20 protein-coding genes are annotated in these 18,929 nt (G+C 70.2%); 6 read left to right on the top strand and 14 right to left on the bottom strand.

Annotation, left to right across the window (positions count from 1 at the left end; translation table 11 throughout):
* Positions 1-5: 5 nt before the first annotated feature.
* The 5 genes from AC31A1_RS12865 to AC31A1_RS12845 all read right to left on the bottom strand — a co-directional run bounded on the left by AC31A1_RS12865 (position 6) and on the right by AC31A1_RS12845 (position 3,069).
* Positions 6-248: a hypothetical protein gene (locus tag AC31A1_RS12865; RefSeq protein ID WP_355920893.1), complete on the bottom strand. Its 243-nt coding sequence runs from the start codon at positions 246-248 to the stop codon at positions 6-8.
* Entirely contained in the window at positions 245-1,747 is a 1,503-nt protein-coding gene (gene gatA / locus AC31A1_RS12860; protein ID WP_489653415.1) for an Asp-tRNA(Asn)/Glu-tRNA(Gln) amidotransferase subunit GatA, read from the bottom strand. The genes AC31A1_RS12865 and gatA overlap by 4 nt, the downstream gene beginning before the upstream one ends.
* Before the next feature lie 5 nt (positions 1,748-1,752).
* Positions 1,753-2,049, bottom strand: coding sequence for an Asp-tRNA(Asn)/Glu-tRNA(Gln) amidotransferase subunit GatC (gene gatC / locus AC31A1_RS12855; RefSeq protein WP_007384860.1), 297 nt, complete (start codon positions 2,047-2,049; stop codon positions 1,753-1,755).
* 92 nt (positions 2,050-2,141) lie between these two features.
* Positions 2,142-2,636 carry a cupin domain-containing protein gene (locus AC31A1_RS12850; RefSeq protein WP_489653414.1) on the bottom strand — a complete coding sequence of 165 codons (495 nt, stop codon included), beginning with the start codon at positions 2,634-2,636 and terminating at the stop codon, positions 2,142-2,144.
* A 61-nt stretch (positions 2,637-2,697) separates the two neighbouring features.
* Positions 2,698-3,069: a DUF4267 domain-containing protein gene (locus AC31A1_RS12845; RefSeq protein WP_489653413.1), complete on the bottom strand. Its 372-nt coding sequence runs from the start codon at positions 3,067-3,069 to the stop codon at positions 2,698-2,700.
* A 97-nt stretch (positions 3,070-3,166) separates the two neighbouring features.
* Here AC31A1_RS12845 and AC31A1_RS12840 point away from each other — a divergent pair, with 97 nt between their 5' ends.
* On the top strand, positions 3,167-3,751 hold the full coding sequence (locus AC31A1_RS12840) for a TetR/AcrR family transcriptional regulator (RefSeq protein WP_489653412.1): 585 nt from the start codon (positions 3,167-3,169) through the stop codon (positions 3,749-3,751).
* 119 nt (positions 3,752-3,870) lie between these two features.
* Here AC31A1_RS12840 and AC31A1_RS12835 read toward each other — a convergent pair whose 3' ends face one another.
* The 5 genes from AC31A1_RS12835 to AC31A1_RS12815 all read right to left on the bottom strand — a co-directional run bounded on the left by AC31A1_RS12835 (position 3,871) and on the right by AC31A1_RS12815 (position 10,953).
* Positions 3,871-6,129 carry a putative bifunctional diguanylate cyclase/phosphodiesterase gene (locus AC31A1_RS12835; RefSeq protein ID WP_489653411.1) on the bottom strand — a complete coding sequence of 753 codons (2,259 nt, stop codon included), beginning with the start codon at positions 6,127-6,129 and terminating at the stop codon, positions 3,871-3,873.
* Positions 6,130-6,399: 270 nt separating this feature from the next.
* Positions 6,400-8,592 carry an NAD-dependent DNA ligase LigA gene (gene ligA, locus AC31A1_RS12830; protein ID WP_489653410.1) on the bottom strand — a complete coding sequence of 731 codons (2,193 nt, stop codon included), beginning with the start codon at positions 8,590-8,592 and terminating at the stop codon, positions 6,400-6,402.
* 15 nt (positions 8,593-8,607) lie between these two features.
* Positions 8,608-9,615 (bottom strand): methionine synthase, encoded by a 1,008-nt coding sequence (locus AC31A1_RS12825; RefSeq protein WP_489653409.1) that lies wholly within the window; start codon positions 9,613-9,615, stop codon positions 8,608-8,610.
* Positions 9,616-9,707: 92 nt separating this feature from the next.
* Positions 9,708-10,406 carry an SDR family oxidoreductase gene (locus tag AC31A1_RS12820; RefSeq protein WP_489653408.1) on the bottom strand — a complete coding sequence of 233 codons (699 nt, stop codon included), beginning with the start codon at positions 10,404-10,406 and terminating at the stop codon, positions 9,708-9,710.
* 7 nt (positions 10,407-10,413) lie between these two features.
* Positions 10,414-10,953, bottom strand: a complete 540-nt coding sequence (locus AC31A1_RS12815; protein WP_489653407.1) for an LOG family protein — start codon at positions 10,951-10,953, stop codon at positions 10,414-10,416.
* 50 nt (positions 10,954-11,003) lie between these two features.
* Here AC31A1_RS12815 and AC31A1_RS12810 point away from each other — a divergent pair, with 50 nt between their 5' ends.
* Together AC31A1_RS12810 and AC31A1_RS12805 are read left to right on the top strand one after the other, a co-directional pair.
* Positions 11,004-11,327, top strand: a complete 324-nt coding sequence (locus AC31A1_RS12810) for a DUF427 domain-containing protein (RefSeq protein ID WP_393759210.1) — start codon at positions 11,004-11,006, stop codon at positions 11,325-11,327.
* Positions 11,328-11,384: 57 nt separating this feature from the next.
* Positions 11,385-12,170, top strand: coding sequence for an alpha/beta fold hydrolase (locus AC31A1_RS12805; protein WP_489653406.1), 786 nt, complete (start codon positions 11,385-11,387; stop codon positions 12,168-12,170).
* Positions 12,171-12,240: 70 nt separating this feature from the next.
* Here the strand turns inward: AC31A1_RS12805 and mnmA are convergent, their stop codons facing one another.
* On the bottom strand, positions 12,241-13,371 hold the full coding sequence (gene mnmA / locus AC31A1_RS12800) for a tRNA 2-thiouridine(34) synthase MnmA (protein WP_489653405.1): 1,131 nt from the start codon (positions 13,369-13,371) through the stop codon (positions 12,241-12,243).
* Between the two features lie 60 nt (positions 13,372-13,431).
* On the opposite strand from mnmA, the gene AC31A1_RS12795 reads away from it, so the two are divergent.
* Both AC31A1_RS12795 and AC31A1_RS12790 read left to right on the top strand, forming a co-directional pair.
* Positions 13,432-14,172, top strand: a complete 741-nt coding sequence (locus tag AC31A1_RS12795; protein WP_489653404.1) for an N-acetylmuramoyl-L-alanine amidase — start codon at positions 13,432-13,434, stop codon at positions 14,170-14,172.
* Positions 14,173-14,386: 214 nt separating this feature from the next.
* A complete protein-coding gene (locus AC31A1_RS12790; protein WP_489653403.1) occupies positions 14,387-15,952 on the top strand; it encodes a multicopper oxidase family protein in 1,566 nt (521 codons plus the stop codon).
* A 22-nt stretch (positions 15,953-15,974) separates the two neighbouring features.
* On the opposite strand, the gene AC31A1_RS12785 is transcribed toward AC31A1_RS12790, so the two are convergent.
* The 3 genes from AC31A1_RS12785 to AC31A1_RS12775 form a co-directional block, all read right to left on the bottom strand.
* A complete protein-coding gene (locus tag AC31A1_RS12785) occupies positions 15,975-17,138 on the bottom strand; it encodes a cysteine desulfurase family protein (RefSeq protein WP_489653402.1) in 1,164 nt (387 codons plus the stop codon).
* A 74-nt stretch (positions 17,139-17,212) separates the two neighbouring features.
* Complete coding sequence (locus tag AC31A1_RS12780) at positions 17,213-17,509, bottom strand: DUF4190 domain-containing protein (protein WP_489653401.1); 297 nt, start codon at positions 17,507-17,509, stop codon at positions 17,213-17,215.
* A gap of 65 nt (positions 17,510-17,574) precedes the next feature.
* Complete coding sequence (locus AC31A1_RS12775) at positions 17,575-17,742, bottom strand: hypothetical protein (protein ID WP_365306810.1); 168 nt, start codon at positions 17,740-17,742, stop codon at positions 17,575-17,577.
* A gap of 150 nt (positions 17,743-17,892) precedes the next feature.
* Between AC31A1_RS12775 and AC31A1_RS12770 the strand changes: the two genes are divergently transcribed.
* The gene (locus tag AC31A1_RS12770) at positions 17,893-18,516 is read left to right on the top strand and encodes a TetR family transcriptional regulator (RefSeq protein WP_399387398.1); all 624 of its coding nucleotides are present in this window, start codon (positions 17,893-17,895) and stop codon (positions 18,514-18,516) included.
* Positions 18,517-18,929 lie beyond the last annotated feature (413 nt).

The following is an 18,929-nucleotide window of genomic DNA, read 5'->3' as shown; positions in this document are numbered from 1 at the left end:
CCCTCTCAGCCCAGCAGGACGTCGTCGTCGCCCAGCCGCTTCAGCTCGCGGTACAGGATGGCGAGGCCGGTGACGATCGCTACGGCGGAGACCGTGGCGTCGATCAGACGGAGCGTGTCGTGCTCGGTGCGCGCCTTCTTGATCTGCTTGGCGACACCCAGCGCGCCGAACGCGGTGGTGGCCATCGACACATACGTGCCGGACTTGGACTTCTTGAAGCCCTTGGCCTTCGACAGTGCGTTGCTCACAGCGACGGTGCCTCCTCAAGCAGCGGGTGGCCCCACTTTTCCACGAAGGCGGCCTCGACGGCGGCGCCGACCTTGTAAAGGCGGTCGTCCTTCAGCGCCGGCGCGATGATCTGCAGTCCGACCGGGAGACCGTCCTCCGGCGCGAGACCGCAGGGCAGCGACATGGCCGAGTTGCCCGCCAGGTTGGTCGGGATGGTGCACAGGTCCGCGAGGTACATCGCCATCGGGTCGTCGGCACGCTCGCCGATCGGGAAGGCGGTGGTCGGCGTCGTAGGCGACACGATCACGTCGACGCTCTCGAACGACTTCTCGAAGTCGCGGGTGATGAGCGTACGGACCTTCTGGGCGCTGCCGTAGTACGCGTCGTAGTAGCCGGAGCTCAGCGCGTACGTCCCGAGCATGATGCGGCGCTTCACCTCGGGGCCGAAGCCCGCCTCGCGGGTGATGGAGGTGACCTCTTCGGCCGAGTGGGTGCCGTCGTCGCCTGTACGGAGGCCGTAGCGCAGGCCGTCGAAGCGGGCGAGGTTGGAGGAACACTCGGAGGGCGCGATCAGGTAGTACGCCGACAGGGCGAGGTCGAAGGACGGGCAGTCCAGCTCGACGATCTCGGCGCCCAGTTCCTTCAGTACGGCGACGGCCTCGTCGAAGCGCTGGATGACGCCGGCCTGGTAGCCCTCGCCGCGGAACTGCTTGACGACGCCGACGCGCATGCCCTGCACGCTGCCGTTGCGGGCGGCCTCGACGACCGGCGGGACCGGGGCGTCGATCGACGTGGAGTCGAGCGGGTCGTGTCCGGCGATGGCCTCGTGCAGGAGCGCCGCGTCCAGGACCGTACGGGCGCAGGGCCCGCCCTGGTCGAGGGAGGACGAGAAGGCGACCATGCCGTAGCGGGAGACCGCGCCGTACGTCGGCTTGACGCCGACCGTGCCGGTGACGGCGGCCGGCTGGCGGATGGAGCCGCCGGTGTCGGTGCCGATCGCGAGCGGCGCCTGGAAGGAGGCGAGCGCGGCGGAGGAACCGCCGCCGGAGCCACCGGGGATCTTGGTGAGGTCCCAGGGGTTGCCGGTGGGCCCGTAAGCGCTGTTCTCCGTGCTGGACCCCATGGCGAACTCGTCCATGTTGGTCTTGCCGAGGATGACGACGTCGGCGGCCTTCAGCCGCTTGGTGACGGTCGCGTCGTACGGCGGGATCCAGCCTTCGAGGATCTTGGAGCCGACCGTGGTCGGGATGCCCTCGGTGGTGAAGATGTCCTTGAGCGCGAGCGGAACGCCGGCCAGGGGGCCGAGCTGCTCGCCCCTGGCCCGCTTCTCGTCGACGGCGCGGGCCTGCGCGAGGGCACCCTCGCGGTCGACGTGCAGGAAGGCGTGCACCTTCGCGTCGACTTCCTCGATACGGGCGAGGTGGGCCTCGGTGACCTCGACGGCCGTGAGCACGCCGGACGCGATGTTCGCGGCGATCTCGGCGGCGGTGAGCCGGATGATGCTGCTGTGGTCCGTCATGGTGGTTAGTCCTCCCCCAGGATCTGCGGCACCTTGAAACGCTGCTGCTCCTGGGCCGGGGCGCCGGAGAGCGCCTGCTCGGGGGTGAGCGAGGGACGGACCTCGTCCGCGCGCATGACGTTCGTCAGCGGCAGCGGGTGGGAGGTCGGCGGTACGTCTTGGTCGGCGACCTCGCTGACGCGGGCGACCGCGCCGATGATGTCGTCCAGCTGTCCCGCGAAGTGTTCGAGCTCTTCGGGCTTCAGCTCCAGACGCGCCAGCCGGGCGAGGTGGGCGACCTCCTCGCGCGTGATGCCAGGCATGCAGCGTTCCTCTGGGGTGAGTGTGTGTGGTTTGGCGCCAATCCTATGGGGCGGGGGCCCTCAGCCGTTAAACGGTTTCTCCGGAGCCCCGGTCACCGGCCTCGCGCGTCCCACACCGGGCTCTTCGTGAAGTGGTTGTCGTACAGCTCCTGCACCTCCAGGAGGCTCTCCGGGCCGACCTCTCCGAGGGCGATGCGCCGCAGGTGACGGAAGTACTCGAAGCGCTCGACGCCGGGTGTGATGACGATGAGGAGGTCGGCGTCGGTGCCGGGTGCGGCGGCGAAGGCGTGGGGCAGGCCCGGCGGGACGACGACCAGGTCACCGGGTCCGGCGGTGACGACCTGGTCGCCGGAGAGGATCTCGGCGGCGCCGTCGAGCAGGAAGAACATCTCGGCGGAGTTGTCGTGCCAGTGCGGTTTCGCGCCGTCCGCTCCCCCGCTGAGGGTGACGCGCTGGGTGGACAGCGCACCGCCGGTCGCGCTGCTGTCCGCCAGCAGCTTCACGGTGGTCGGCGCCCGGCCCACCACCTCGGCCTCGGCATCGCGCACGATCACGGACTCGTCGAACTTCGGTACGAGCAGCGACATTTCGGGACCTCGCTCGGATGAGAGGGATTCGGACGAGAAGGCGGAGTACGGCTCGGACGGCTCAGACAAGGAACAGCAGCACGGCACTGATCAGTACAACGATCGCCGTGGCGAAGTGGATCCCGAAGGCCACGGCTTTCGCTCCGCCGTGGCGCAGCACTATCAGGGTGTCGCCGAACGGCACGACCGCGACGCAGAGCATGAACCAGGCCTCGGCATGCGCCCCGGCGAAGGCCAGCACCGCAAGGCCCACCAGACCCAGCGTGCCGTCCCTGAGGCCCTTGATCGTGAGGTAGGCGCCGGCGTCACCCGCGGGATCGGCCGGGACCCCGTAACCGGCGGCGGCGGGGCCCGGCTGGAACAGGAACCGGTAGCCCAGGAACAGGCAGAACAGGTCGAGCACGACGGCCAGGGTGTAGGCGGTGATGGTCACGTCACTTCTCCTCACGGCAGTTTTCTAGCAGCGCTAGCTCTTGGAGCGAAGCTAGCAGAGCGTCGACAGGAACGCTAGCGATGCTAGAATCCGGGCCATGACGATTCAGACGCGCCGGGAGCGCGAGCGGGCGGAGCGGGAGCAACTGATCGTCTCGACCGCACGGGAACTGGCCGAGACGGAGGGCTGGGACGCCGTGACAACACGGCGCCTGGCAGCCGAGATCGAGTACAGCCAGCCCGTCCTCTACAGCCACTTCAAGGACAAGGGCGCGATCATGGCGGCGGTGGCGGTGGAGGGCTGCGCCGTACTGGCCGCCGAGTTGCGCACGGCGCGCACAGCGGCGAAGGGCACGCGCGGGGCGCTGAGCGCGGTCGGCGAGACGTACACATCGTTCGCGCGCCGCCGCCCGGCCCTCTACGACGCGATGTTCACGCACATGGTCGACCTGCCGTTCGCCACCCCGGAGGCACCGGCGCCCTTGCAGGCGGCCTTCGGCGAGATCTTCCAGGCCGTCGAGCCCATCGCGGCCGAGGGCGACGACCCGGGCCTGCTGACGGAGACGTACTGGGCGGGCCTCCATGGCTTGGTCACGCTGATGCGCAGCGGCCGCCTACCGGAAAAGGCCCACGCCCAACGCCTGGCGCTGTTGATCGCCCACTTCACAACAGGCGTGAGCTGAACCCCCCTACGGGCGCGGGGCTGTGTCAATTTGCGGCTCCGCCGCGTGGGCGCGACAAGCCACAACGAACCGGCACTCGCGAACAAACAGAAGCCCCCGCCCCAATAGGCGCAGCGACCTCAGCCAATCCGCCCCGGATCATCCGCAGCAGCGGCAGGCAGCGCAGCCCGAGGCCGCTGCCACCCCCGAGACCCCCGAGCCCGCAACCACGCCGTCATGTCCTCCGGAGGCATAGCCGCGGCAACAAGCCACCCCTGCACGGCGTCACACCCCAGATCCCGCAACCGCTCCCACGTCTCGTCGTCCTCAACCCCCTCAGCCACGACGAGCAACCCCAGCGAATGCGCGAGATCAACGGTGCACCGCACGATCTCCGCGTCCTCCGTGTCGACCGCGAGCCGGGCCACGAACGACCGGTCGATCTTCAACTCGCTGACCGGCAGCCGCCGTAGATGCACCAGGGACGAATACCCCGTGCCGAAGTCGTCGAGGGACATCTTCACGCCGTGCCCGGTCAGCCCGTTGAGGGTGTCGGCGGCGCGCTGGGGGTCCTCCAGGAGGACGTGTTCCGTGATCTCCAGCTGGAGGGAGCCCGGCGGGACGCCGTGCCGGGCGAGGCGCGCGGCGACCGAGCCGGCGAAGCCGGGGGTGTGGACGTCGCGCGGGGAGACGTTCACCGCGACCGGTACGAACAGGCCCTGGGCGCGCCATCTGGCGACCTGGGCGAGGGCCGTGTCGAGCACGTACTCCGTCAGGTGGGGCATCAGCCCGGACGACTCGGCGATCGCTATGAACTCGTCCGGCGGCACCTTCCCGCGCTCCGGGTGCACCCACCGCACCAGCGCCTCCAGGCCGGCGACCTGGCCGTCGAAGCGGACCTTGGGCTGGTAGTGCAGCTGCACCTCGTGCGCGTCGAGGGCGCGGCGCAGATCACCCAACAGGCCGAGCCGGTCCGGGGTGTTGGAGTCCCGCTTGGACTCGTAGACCTCGACGCCCGTACGGTCCCGCTTCGCCTGGTACATCGCGACGTCGGCCCGGCGCAGCAGCCCCTCGGCGTCGAGGGCGTGGTCGGGGAAGACGGCGACGCCCGCGCTGGCTTCCAGGACGAGGGTGAGCCCGTCGAGGTCGAGCGGGGAGCTGAGCGCGGCGACGAGGTTGCGGGCGACCCGGGTCGCGGACGTCGTGGAGTCGGCGACGGGCAGCAGGACGGCGAACTCGTCGCCGCCGAGCCGCGCGGCCTCCGCCCCGCGCGGCAGCGCCACCCGCAGCCGGTCGGCTATCTGCAACAGCAGCCGGTCACCGGCGAGATGGCCCAGGGTGTCGTTGACCGACCGGAACCGGTCCAGGTCGATCAGCATGAGGGCGGCCTTGGCGCCGATGCGCTCGGCGTCGTCCAGGGCGGTCCAGATGCGCTCCAGGAGCCACTGCCGGTTGGGCAGCCCGGTCAGCGGGTCGCGTAGTTGTTCCTCGGCTCTGGCCCGGGCCATCCACAGGGTGGAGTCGAGGGCGATGAGCGGGATCGAGAAGAGGGGCAGCAGGACCGGCTGCGCTACGGCGACCACGCAGATGAGTGGTGCGATGCCGAGCAGTGCTACGGCTACCAGGCCCTGTCTGAGCAGGGCGGTGCGGGCGACGGTGGGCAGTCCGCCGTGGCGCGGGGCGTGCAGATACCAGAGCAGGGTGCGGGTCACGGCGAGATAGGCGACGGCGACCAGGACCACTTCGGGGGCGGTGTAGACCGTCCAGGTGTCCGGGTTCCAGGGCGTCTCGACGGACGGCACCCGGCCGAAGGCGCCCAGGACGAGTGCGCCGGCGGCGATGCCGAGGATGTCCACCGCGCCGTGCAGGATGCCCTGGCGCCAGCGGTTGCGGCGGGCTATGCCGACCAGGACGACGACGGTGAGGCTGACCATGCCTGCGGCGACCCAGCCGTAGAGCAGCAGGACGCCGAGGGTGAGGGCGGCGCCCGAGCCGGTGCCGCCCCACCAGCGGGCGCGGCCGAGTGCGACGAGGTGGCCGACGATGATGCCGGTCAGGACGGCGAGCGACCAGCCGACCGTGCCGGACGGGAAGAGCGCGTGATCGCCGGTGAACGCCCGGAAGAAGCCGGCGCCGAGGACGAACCCGGCCGCGACCACGACCGCCGTGGGCAGCGCGGGCCAGTTCAGATGGCGGTCGCCGTCGCCGCCCGGCAGCCCTGCGGAGGGGTCGGACGAGAGTGGCGCGGAGTGGCGGGCATCAGGTGTGGAGTACTGTCCGGTGGCGCGCGGCTGGGCGCCCGGACGCTCCACGGGGCGCGCTCCCCAACGGCTCTCCCGCCAGGCGCCGGTGAGCCGGCGCAGCAGTGAGTCCGGGGGGGCGCTCTCGGTCGGTTCCATTCCCGTCCCTCTCACAGCCGGCGGTGCCCACGCCACGCGGTCCGATGCCCGACTTCCGTCAACGGCACCGCGTTTGGAAAACCCCTCCCCCTGCTCACCAAGAGCAGGGGGTTGCCCCAACCGCAGCTGGGCACGGCAGGTGCACACCTCAACAGTAGGCCGCAGAAGGCTTCCACGGGCAGCGGTCGTAGACGGTTGCCCGAATGCGACCCGGCCACCCGTATGCATCTGGTATGCGCCGATCGGGTGGCCTTCAACCGCTGCTCCTCGCTACTCCTCGACCGGAAGCGCGACTTCGGCGGCCGCCTCGGGTCCCTGTTCCAACAGGACGGTGAAGCCGTCCTCGTTCAGAACAGGCACTTTGACCTGCATTGCCTTGTCGTACTTCGAACCAGGATTGTCACCTACGACAACGAAAGACGTCTTCTTCGAAACAGAACCGGTCACTTTCGCTCCCTGGCTCTGCAGGGCGTCCTTCGCCCCGTCCCGCGTGAAGTGTTCGAGTGTGCCGGTGACGACCACGGTCAGCCCCTCCAGCGGGCGCGGCCCCTCGTCCTCGGCGGAACCCTCCTCCTCCATCCGGACCCCGGCGGCCCGCCACTTGCGCAGGATCTCCTGGTGCCAGTCCTCGGCGAACCACTCCTTGAGCGAGGCGGCGATGATCGCGCCGACGCCGTCGGTGTTCGCCAGCTCCTCCTCGGTGGCCTGCTCGATCCGCTCGATCGAACGGAACTCGCGGGCCAGCGCCTCGGCCGCGACCGGGCCGACATGACGGATCGACAGGCCGGTGAGGATGCGGGCCAGCGGGCGGTCCTTGGCCGCCGCGATGGTCTCCAGCATCGCCAGCGCGTTCTTCTTCGGCTCGCCCTGCTGGTTGGCGAAGACCGTGGCGATCTTCTCCTCGCCGGTCTTCGGGTCGCGCTTGGGCAGCCCGCTGTCCTGGTCGAGAACGTACGCCTTGATGGGCAGCAACTGCTCGATGGTGAGCCCGAACAGGTCGCCCTCGTCGCGCAGCGGCGGGTCCGCGGGCTCCAGCGGCTTGGTGAGGGCGGCGGCCGAGACGTAGCCGAAGTGGTCGATGTCGAGTGCCTTGCGGCCCGCGAGGTAGAAGAGGCGCTCCCTCAACTGGGCAGGGCAGGCACGGGCGTTCGGGCAGCGGAGGTCGATGTCACCCTCCTTCATCGGCCGCAGCGGCGTACCGCACTCGGGGCACTCGGCCGGCATGACGAACTCCCGCTCGCTGCCGTCACGCAGGTCGGCGACCGGGCCGAGGATCTCCGGGATGACGTCACCGGCCTTGCGCAGCACCACCGTGTCGCCGATGAGGACGCCCTTGGCCTTGACGACCTCCTGGTTGTGCAGCGTCGCGAACTCGACCTCCGAGCCGGCCACCGTCACCGGCTCGACCTGGGCGTACGGCGTGACCCGGCCCGTACGGCCCACGCCCACACGGATGTTGACGAGCTTGGTGTTGACCTCCTCGGGCGCGTACTTCCAGGCGATCGCCCAGCGCGGGGCACGGGAGGTGGAACCGAGCCGCCCCTGGAGGGGGATCTCGTCGAGCTTGACGACCACGCCGTCGATCTCGTGCGCCACGGAGTGGCGGTTCTCGCCGTAGTACCGGATGAACTCCCGTACGCCGTCGAGGTCGTCGACCACCTTGTTGTGCGCGGAGGTCGGCAGGCCCCAGGTCTTCAGCAGGTCGTACGCCTCGGAGAGTCGGGTGAGGGGGTCGAAGCCCTCCAGGGCGCCGATGCCGTGCACGACCATGTGCAGGGGGCGGGTGGCGGTGACGCGGGGGTCCTTCTGGCGCAGTGAACCCGCCGCCGCGTTACGGGGGTTGGCGAAGGGCTTGTCGCCGGCCTCCACCAGACGGGCGTTGAGCTCCTCGAACTTGTCCATCGGGAAGTAGACCTCGCCGCGGATCTCCACGAGGTCGGGCACGCGGTCGCCGGTGAGGCGGTCCGGGATCTCCGCGATCGTACGGACGTTGGGCGTGATGTCCTCGCCCGTACGGCCGTCGCCGCGGGTCGCCGCGCGCGTGAGCCGGCCGTGCTCATACGTCAGGTTGACGGCGAGGCCGTCGACCTTCAGCTCGCACAGGAAGTGGTAGTCGGGGGTGCCGACATCCTTGTGGACGCGCTCGGCCCAGGCCGCGAGCTCCAGGTCGTCGAACGCGTTGTCCAGGGAGAGCATGCGGGAGCGGTGGACGACGGAGGTGAACTCCGTCTCGTACGCCCCCGCGACCTTCTGGGTCGGCGAGTCCGGCGTCCGCAGCTCCGGATACTCCTCCTCCAGCGCCTCCAGGGAGCGCAGGAGCTTGTCGAAGTCCGCGTCGCTGACGACCGGGGCGTCGTTCACGTAGTACCGGAAGCGGTGCTCCTCGATCTGCTCAGCGAGCTGCGCGTGCTTCTCCCGTGCCTCTGCGGGCACCGTCGTCTCCGCTTGCCTGTCGCCGGCCACCGTGTTGTCCTTCCGTCACTCAGGGTTGTCCGCGAGGGATCTCGCCGCCCGGACGCAGTGGGCGAGGGCATGGCGCGCGTACTCGGGAGAAGCCCCCGCGAGTCCGCACGACGGGGTGATCGTGACCGACTCCGCGAGAAGTCCCGGTCGCAGCCCCAGCCTGCGCCACAGCGTCCTGACACCCATGACGCTACCGGCAGGGTCTGACAACGCGGTGTCCGTGCCCGGCACGACACCGGCGAAGAGCCGGGTGCCGGCCTCGACCGCCTCGCCGATCACGTCGTCGTCACGCTCGGTGAGGAGCGAGAAGTCGAAGGACACCCCTGCCGCGCCCGCCCGGCGCAGCAGGGCGAACGGCACGTCCGGTGCGCAGGAGTGGACGACGACAGGGCTGTCCACGTGCACCCGGACGACCTCGCGGAGCGTGCTCTCGACGAGTTGGCGGTCTACGGCGCGGTAGGTGCGGTAGCCGCTGGCGGACCTGACGTGTCCGCGCAGTACGCCGATCAGGGACGGCTCGTCGAGTTGCAGCACGATCTGGGCGCCGGGGACGCGGCGTTGGACGTCGGCGAGGTGGATGCGCAGGCCTTCGGCGAGCGAGCCGGAGAGGTCGCGGCAGGCGCCGGGGTCGGAGAGCACGGCCTCGCCGTTCCTCAACTCCAAACTGGCGGCGAGGGTCCAGGGCCCCACTGCCTGAACCTTGAGCGGGCCCTCGTACCCCTGGGTGAACTCCTCGAACGCGTCGAGGTCCTCCCCCAGCCACGCCCACGCCCGCTTCGTGTCCCGCCCCGGCCGGTCCCCGATCCGCCAACCGCTGGGCTCCACACGCGCGTACACCTCGACGAGCAGCCCCGCGGTCCGGCCGATCATGTCCGCGCCGGGTCCCCGGGCGGGCAGCTCGGGCAGGAACGGAAAGTCCTCGAAGGCACCGGTCGCGGTCTTCGCGGCTTCCCGGGCATCGGTGCCGGGGAGGGAGCCGATGCCGGTGGCCGCGCCGAAGCTGAACGTAGGTTGGTTGCTCACCCCGGCAGCCTACGGAACCCTGGGGCAGGGGTGACGCCCCTGGGGGCTGCGCCCCCTTGGCGGGGTCTGGGGCGGAGCCCCAGGGGGCAACCTCACCGTCCCGGCCGCACCGTCAGGTCGTTGACCTCCGCGTCCCCCGGCAGATCGATCGCCATCAGGATCGTCGTCGCGACCGACTCGGGGTCGATCCACTGGGAGGGGTCGTACTGCTTGCCCTCCTGTTGGTGGACCTTGGCCTGCATGGGGCTGGCGGTGCGGCCGGGGTAGACCGAGGTGACGCGGACGCCGTTGGCGTGCTCCTCGTGGCGCAGGGAGTCCGCCAGGGCCTTCAGGCCGTGCTTGGAGGCGGCGTACGCGGACCAGTCGGCGCTCGCCCGCAGGCCCGCGCCGGAGTTCACGAAGAGGACGTGGCCGCCGGACAGCCGGAGTTGGGGCAGGAAGTGGCGGGTCAGCTCGGCGGGGGCGATCAGGTTGACGTTCAGCTGGTGGCGCCAGGTCTTCGGGGTCAGCTCGCCCACCGGGCCGAGGTCGACCACTCCGGCGATGTGCAGGAGCGTGTCCACGCGGTCGGGCAGGCTCTGGTGCGAGAACGCCCAGCTGAGCTTGTCCGGGTCCGCCAAATCGCCTACCAGGGTGCTCGCCCCGGGGTACTCCGCCGCCAGTTCCTTCGCGCGGCCCGCGTCGCGCGCGTGGAGCACGAGTTCGTCCCCGCGCGCGTGCAGCCGGCGGGCGACGGCCGCGCCGATGCCGGATCCGGCCCCGGTGATCACATGTGTAGCCATGTCCGCCATGCTCGCATCACCCGATGCCCTGGCTCTCCTCCAGGTAGGCCAGCGCCCCCACCGGCTCCTCCGCGAAGAACACCAGGTCGGTGAGCGGGACGGGCAGGAACCCCTCGTCCTCCATGCGCCGGAACTGGGTCTTCAGGCCGTCGTAGAAGCCCGCGGTGTTCAGCAGCACCACCGGCTTGTCGGTGTGGCCGTGCTTCTTCAGCTCCAGGATCTCCGTGGCCTCGTCCAGCGTCCCGGTGCCGCCCACCATGATGACCACGGCGTCGGACTTCTCCAGGAGCAGCTTCTTGCGTTCGGCGAGGTCGCCGGCGATCACCATCTCGTCGGCGCCCGCGCGAGCCTTCGCCGCCAGGAAGGTCACCGAGACGCCCACCAGCCGTCCGCCGGCCGCTTGTACGCCGTCGGCGACCACCTTCATCAGGCCTGCCTCCGAACCGCCCCAGACGAGAGTGTGTCCGCCCTTGCCGAGCAGTTCCGCGAACTCGCGCGCGGGGCGCGTGTAGCGCTCGTCCAGGTCGGCGGCGGAGAGAAAGACACAGATCCTCATGTCGTCACCGTACGCGGGAAGAACCAGGGGTCCGCGAGTGCTTTTCCGGTATGGCCCAAGGACACACGATCACGATCGAGCAGGGCGACCGGCACGTCCGCGTCGTCCACGGCGACCAGGTGCTGGCGGAGAGCGACCGCCCCCTCGTCCTGAAGGAGACCGGTTCTCCGGTGCGGTACTACCTCCCTCCGGAGGATGTACGCCTCGACCTCCTGACCCCCTCCGAGACCCACACGCACTGCCCCTTCAAGGGCGACGCGTCCTACTGGTCCCTGCCGGACGCCCCCGACCTGGTGTGGGCGTACCCCGACCCCAAGCCCGACGTCGCACAGATCAAGGACCACCTCTGCTTCTACGAAGTAGAAGTGTCGTGACCGATTGAGAGGTGTCGTGACCGATTAGTCGGCGTTCCTTCGGCAGTCTTCACCGACATGGAGAAGAAGACTGTTTCGCGTGACGGCACCGCCATCGCGTACGAACGCATCGGTGCGGGCCCGCCCGTCGTCCTCGTCGGTGGCGCGATGACGACGGGCGACGGCCTGCTGCCGCTCGCCGCGCAGCTCGCGCACCGGTTCGGGGCCGTCCCGTACGACCGTCGGGGCCGGGGCGCGAGCGGCGACACGGCGCCGTTCGCCGTGGCCCGCGAGGTGGAGGACCTCGCGGCGCTGATCGACGCCGTCGGCGGCAGCGCGGCCCTCTACGGCCACTCGTCCGGCGCCGCCCTCGTCCTGCACGCGGCGGCGAGCGGCCTCCCCGTCACCCAAGTCGCGCTGTACGAGCCGCCGTTCGCCCTCGACGCGACCGGCGCCAAGGAGCGCGCCGAGTACACCGAGCGCCTCACGGAACTCCTCGCCGAGGGCCGCCACGGCGACGCCGTCGCGCTCTTCATGGCGCTCACCGGCGCACCCCCGGAGATGATCGACGGCGCCCGCCACTCCCCCATGTGGCCCGGCATGGAGGCCATCGCCCCGACTCTCGCCTACGACGACGCGGCCATGGGGGACGGATCGGTGCCGGCGGAGCTGCTGGCGTCCCTGTCCGTCCCGGTGCTCACCATCGCGGGCGGGGCGAGCGCCGAGTGGATGCGGGAGGCCGCGCGGGCCGTGGCGGACGCGGCGCCGGACGGGACGTATCGCACGCTGGACGGTCAGAGCCACATGGTGGACCCGGTCGTCCTCGCGCCCGTGCTCGCCGAGTTCTTCGCGAACTCGAACTGACCCGGCCGCCCGACGACTCGGCCCCGGTCTCAGGCCTTGTTCTCAGGCGCCCTGATCTCAGTCTCTGGTCTCAGGCCATCGCCGTCGCCGCGCGCGTGGTCGTCGCGATCGTCGCCGACCCCACCACGCGCGTGTCGTCGTACAGCACGATCGCCTGCCCGGGGGCCACGCCCCGTACCGGCTCGGTGAACGACACCTCCAGGGTGCCGTCGACGAGTTCGGCGGTGACCTCGGTCTCGCCGCCGTGGGCGCGGAGCTGGGCGGTGTAGGTGCCGGGGCCGGTGGGGGCCGTGCCGCACCAGCGGGGCTTGACGGCGGTGAGGCCGCTGACGTCCAGGGAGGCGGCCGGGCCGACCGTCACCGTGTTGTCGACCGGGGAGATGTCCAGGACGTAGCGCGGCTTGCCGTCGGCGGCCGGGGTGCCGATCCGCAGGCCCTTGCGCTGGCCGATGGTGAAGCCGTACGCGCCCTCGTGCGAGCCGATGACGGAGCCGGACTCGTCGACGATGTCGCCCTCGGCCTTGCCGAGGCGCTTGGCCAGGAAGCCCTGGGTGTCGCCGTCGGCGATGAAGCAGATGTCGTGCGAGTCGGGCTTCTTGGCGACCGCGAGGCCCCGGCGCTCGGCCTCCGCGCGGATCTCGTCCTTCGTCGTCACGGTGTCGCCGAGCGGGAACAGCGCGTGCGCGAGCTGCCGCTCGTCCAGGACACCGAGGACGTACGACTGGTCCTTCGCCATGTCGGAGGCGCGGTGCAGTTCGCGGGTGCCGTCCTCGTTCACGATCACCTGGGCGTAGTGGCCGGTGCAGACCGCGTCGAAGCCGAGGGCGAGCGCCTTGTCGAGGAGCGCGGCGAACTTGATCTTCTCGTTGCAGCGCAGGCACGGGTTCGGGGTGCGGCCTGCCTCGTACTCGGCGACGAAGTCCTCGACGACGTCCTCACGGAAGCGGTCGGCGAGGTCCCAGACGTAGAACGGGATGCCGATGACGTCGGCGGCGCGGCGGGCGTCCCGTGAGTCCTCGATCGTGCAACAGCCACGCGCGCCCGTGCGGAACGATTGCGGGTTCGCGGAGAGCGCGAGGTGGACGCCGGTCACGTCGTGGCCGGCTTCGGCGGCGCGGGCGGCGGCGACGGCGGAGTCGACGCCGCCCGACATGGCGGCGAGTACGCGAAGGGGGCGGGGGCGCGGCGAGGTCTCAGTCATAACCCTTCCAGGGTACGGGTCATCGGGAACCGGGGCCCGCGAGTATCCGTTGACGATCACATGGGGGAGACACAGAGCGATCAGAACCGTCAGGACAAGCAGGACACCGAGGACGATCAGGCGGGGAAGCCGCCGGGCCCCGCGGACACGTCACCAGGTCCCGTCGGCCGGCGGCCCGGGCGGCGTGCGCTGCTCATCGGCGGGGCCGTGGCCGCCGTAGGGACCGCTGTGGTGGCTCGGGACGAGTTGGCGCGGTTGTGGTGGCGGACGCCGGGGGTGGAGAAGCCGCGGACTCCGGGGGCGGTCGACTTCCCGGGGGCCACGTGGGTGGCTGCTTCCTCGGCGAACTACCGGCGGGCCGACCGGCCGGACGACTACGCGATAGACCGGGTGGTCATCCATGTCACGCAGGGCAGTTACGAGAGTGCGGTGAAGGCCTTCGAGGACCCCTCGCACCAGGCGGCCGCGCACTACATCGTCCGGCAGCGCGGGGACATCACGCAGATGATCCGCGAGCTGGACGTGGCCTTCCACGCGGGGAACCGCGAGTACAACGAACGCAGTGTCGGCATCGAGCACGAGGGCTTCGTGGAGCGGAAGTCGTCGTTCACGGACGCGATGTACACGAACTCCGCGCGACTGACGGCGGAGATATGCCGGCGCTACGGAATCCCTGTGGACCGGAAGCACGTCATCGGGCACGTGGAGGTGCCGGGGACCGATCACACGGATCCCGGGCGGTACTGGGACTGGGACCGGTACATGGCACTCGTAAGGCGGGCACACCGGACACAAGCGTGACTCGCGTCACATGGCGGTTTGGCTATGAGTCGTTTCAGTCACGGCGGTGTCCGATGCGTCCCCCGCTCCGGATGTGACCTGGGGCACGCCAACTCCGCTTTGATTCAAGGGGAGTTGGGGAGCGACCGCGCCCGCTTACCTTTCACAGACTGCCCGGCTGGCTACTAACAACTCCCCAGTCTTTACACAGTCCTTAGGTCAAATCTCTGGCCCCATGACACACACCAGCGAGCCCGCGTCCGAAGAGAGCAGAGACGCGAAGGGCAACCACCGCAAGTCCACGGCCGAGAAGCGCGAGCACAGCAAGGACATCGCGCTCCGGGGCAAGGGTCTGCACCGGCGCAAGTTCCTCGGCGGTATGGCCGGGGCCGGCATCGCGGCGGTCGCCGCGGCGGGAGGCGCCTTCTCACTGCTGAACGACGCGGCGAAGAACAAGGCGTCCGCGGCGGACAGCACCCTGGTCATCCCGGACCTCCTGGAGGGCACGACCAGCGACAGCACCACGACCTTCACCCTGGAGGCCAAGACCGGCACCGCCGAGGTGCTGAGCGGGGTCACCAGCGACACCATGGGCTACAACCAGTCGTTCCTCGGCCCCACCATGAAGTGGACCAACGGCGACACGGTCCTGCTGAACATCACCAACAGCCTGGGCGAGGACACCACCGTCCACTTCCACGGCGCCCACGTCCCGGCCAAGATGGACGGCGGCCCGCAGGTCGCGTTCTCCGACGGGACGACCTGGTCGCCGACGTTCACGGTCGACGACGACGCGAAGACCCTCTGGTACCACCCGCACGCGCTGGGCACCACGGCCAAGCAGGCGGTGCACGGGCTGGCCGGGATGATCATCGTCGAGGACGACTCGACCACCTCGTCGGACCTGCCCAGCGACTACGGCGTCGACGACATCCCGCTCATCTTCCAGTGCCTCGCCACCGACAGCGCCGGGGACATCAAGTACGACCTGGCGGGCTACCTCAGCAGCGGTCTCAGCTACCCGCTGCTGCTGAACGGCACGAACGTCGACTCCACCACCCTCGGCTTCACGGCCACCAAGACCCGCACCCGCTTCCGCGTGCTGAACGCCTCGCCCTCCGACATCATCACCGTCCAGCGCAGCGACGGCGGCACGCTCAGCCAGATCGCCACCGACCAGGGCTATCTGACCGAGGCGACCGACGTCACGTCGATCCGGCTGGTGGCCGGCGCCCGTGCCGAGTTCGTGATGGACCTGAGCGCGGACGCGACGCTCCAGGCCGTCATCACCACCGGCTGGGTCCGTGGAGGCAGCGGCACCTACGACGTTCTCGCCATCACCGCGAGCGGCACCGACACCCCGGACGACCTCCCCAGCACCCTCAACACCATCGACCGCTACGACACCAGCGACTTCACGGCCCGCACGATCACGCTCGGCCAGAGCGGCACGACCATGCTGATCAACGGCTCGGCCGGCACCAGCATGTCCTCCATGGCGATGATCAGCACCACGCTGGGAGCCAAGGAGATCTGGACGATCAAGAACAGCACCCAGCTGGAACACTCGTTCCATCTGCACGACGTGCCGTACCAGCTCATATCGATCAACGGCGAGACACCGACAGGCGTCGAACTCGGCTGGTACGACACCTACGAAGTGGTCGGTGGCGGCTCGATCGAGATCGCCATGGAGTTCACCGACTACGCCGACGACACCTATATGTACATGCTCCACTGCCATCTTCTGCAGCATGAGGACGAGGGCATGATGGCCGCCCTGATGGTGACGGAGAGCTAGGCGGCGAGCCGGCGAACGGCGCTCAGGTCAGCCCGGCGGCGCGAGCACGGTCCACCGCCGGGCCGATCGCCTTCGCCACGGCCTCCACATCGGCCTCCGTAGAGGTGTGGCCGAGGGAGAAGCGCAGGGTGCCGCGGGCCAGGTCCGGATCGGTGCCGGTGGCGAGGAGGACGTGGCTGGGCTGGGCGACGCCCGCCGTGCAGGCCGAGCCGGTGGAGCACTCGATGCCCTGGGCGTCCAGCAGGAGCAGCAGGGAGTCGCCCTCGCAGCCGGGGAACGTGAAGTGGGCGTTGGCCGGGAGGCGGTCCACCGGGTCGCCGCCGAGGATCGCGTCCGGGACCGCCGTACGGACGGCGGAGACCAGCTCGTCGCGCAGGGCGCCGATCTCGCGGGCGAACCACTCGCGCTGCTCGGCGGCGAGCCGGCCGGCGACCGCGAAGGAGGCGATCGCGGGGACGTCGAGGGTGCCGGAGCGGACATGGCGTTCCTGGCCGCCGCCGTGCAGGACGGGTACGGGGGTGTACTCGCGGCCCAGCAGCAGGGCGCCGATGCCGTACGGTCCGCCGATCTTGTGCCCGGAGACGGTCGCCGCGGCGAGCCCGGAGGCGGCGAAGTCGACCGGGACCTGACCGAAGGCCTGCACCGCGTCGGCGTGCAGCGGGATGCCGAACTCCCCTGCCACATCGGCGAGTTCACGGACCGGCATGACCGTGCCGATCTCGTTGTTGGCCCACATCACGGTCGCCAGGGCGACGTCGTCGGGGTTCCGGGCGATCGCCTCGCGCAGCACCTCGGGGCGCACCCGGCCGTAGGAGTCGACCGGGAGGTACTCGACGGTGGCGCCCTCGTGCTCGCCCAGCCAGTGGACGGCGTCCAGGACGGCGTGGTGCTCGACGGGGCTGGCCAGGACCCGGGTGCGGGCCGGGTCGGCGTCGCGGCGGGACCAGTACAGGCCCTTCACGGCGAGGTTGTCGGCCTCGGTGCCACCGGAGGTGAACACGACCTCGCTGGGGCGGGCGCCGAGCGCTTCGGCGAGGGTCTCCCGGGCCTCTTCGACCGTACGGCGGGCCTTGCGGCCGGAAGCGTGGAGGGAAGAGGCGTTGCCCGTGATGCTCAGGTGGGCCGTCATCGCCTCGACTGCCTCGGGAAGCATCGGGGTGGTCGCGGCGTGGTCGAGGTATGCCATGGTGACGCCGATTCTACGGGCCCCGGTGCGCACCCCGGAGGGGCGGGGACGCCTGGCGGGATCCGGCGGGTCTCCTAGAAGCTCCAGGAGACCGTGCTGTCCAGCTGCATGAAGGCGACGAGGACCAGCAGATCGGCGATGCCGAGTCCGAGGCCGAGGAAGGCACGGCCGCGACGGGCGGTACCGCGCCACAGCGCCACGCCGGCCAGGGCGATGGCGATCGGGCCGAGGAACACGTTGAGCACGAGCAGACCGACGAGGCCGAGGATGAAGGACGCGACGGCCATGCCGTCGGCGTCACGACGGCCGGTGGGCTTCACGTGGGCGTTGTCGGTGGTGGTGGTGCTGGTTGCCGGTGCGGTGAGTTGCATGTGGGTTCAGCTCCCGATGATCGGGCGGGTGATGGGTCGGGCGGCCGACTGGCAGCCGCGGACAGTCAGTTGGCGGTCGTACGGCTGCGGCGGCCGTGCCGCTCGCGGAGCGCGAAGATGCCCAGCCATACGGCGATGACGGTGGCGGCGACGGCGGTGAAGGCGAGCGGGGCGTGGGCCACGGTGCCCACCACGACGCCGAACAGCAGGAGCGCTACGACGAGGAACAGCATGGGATGAATCCCCCTCCGAGCCGGCCGGGACGTCCGGGACGGCTCTCGTTACGTTTCGGTGAACGGTTGTAGTAACACTTGTTCACTGAACTTGAGTCTAGCGCGTCCGACGACTTTCCAATTACGGAGAACAGTTGTTAACTGGATGACATGAGTCACACCCTCGGCATCCGGCAGGTACAGAAGCAGAAGACCCGACAGGCGTTGCTGGACGCCGCGTTGGGGCTGCTGGAGGAGCAGAGCCTGAGCAGTCTGGGCCTGCGCGAGGTCACCCGGGCCGTGGGCGTCGCCCCGACCGCCTTCTACCGGCACTTCCGCTCTACGGCCGACCTCGGGGTCGCGCTCGTCGAGGAGGCGCTGGGCAGTCTGCATCCGATGATCCGGCAGACGGTGGCACCGGCGGACAGCGGCCAACGCATCACACGGGCGGTCGAGTTGATCGCCCACCACGTGGACACATACCCGGCGCACGTCCGCTTCATCGCGCGCGAGCGGCACGGCGGGGTGCAGCCGGTACGGGAGGCCATCCGGGACCAACTCGCCCGGTTCGCCGAGGAGGTGAAGGCCGAGCTCGCCAAGGACCCCGAGTCGCGGGGCTGGCGCGACGACGACCTGCTGATGCTGGCCCACCTCTATGTCGACCAGATGCTCATCACGGCCTCGCTCTTCCTGGAGGCACTGGAGGCGTCGGCGGAGGAGCGCGAGCGCGTGGCCCAACTCGCCCAGCAGCAGATGCGGTTGATCAGCGTGGGGCGGAGGCACTGGCTCGGCTGAGGTGCGGTGCCGACGGGCAATTCCCCATCACCGGCCGACAGCTCCGCACCCGGCGGCAACTCCGCACCGGTGGCTGGGAGTTCTGTTCCGGTCGCAAACTCCGCACCGGTGGCGGGGCGTTCCGTGCCGGTCGCAACTCCGCACCGGCGGCCGGGAGTTCCGTGCCGGTCACCACTCCACACCAGCGGCCGGGAGTTCCGTGCCGGTCACCACTCCACACCAGCGGCCGGGAGTTCCGTGCCGGTCACCACTCCACACCAGCGGCCGGGAGTTCCGTGCCGGTCACCACTCCACACCAGCGGCCGGGAGTTCCGTGCCGGTCACCACTCCACACCAGCGGCCGGGAGTTCCGTGCCGGTCACCACTCCACACCAGCGGCCGGGAGTTCCGTGCCGGTCACCACTCCACACCAG

The organism is Streptomyces sp. P5F9 (genome assembly GCF_057961495.1).
Note: the sequence above shows the minus strand (reverse complement) of the source record. Positions and strands in the feature narration are given on the sequence as shown.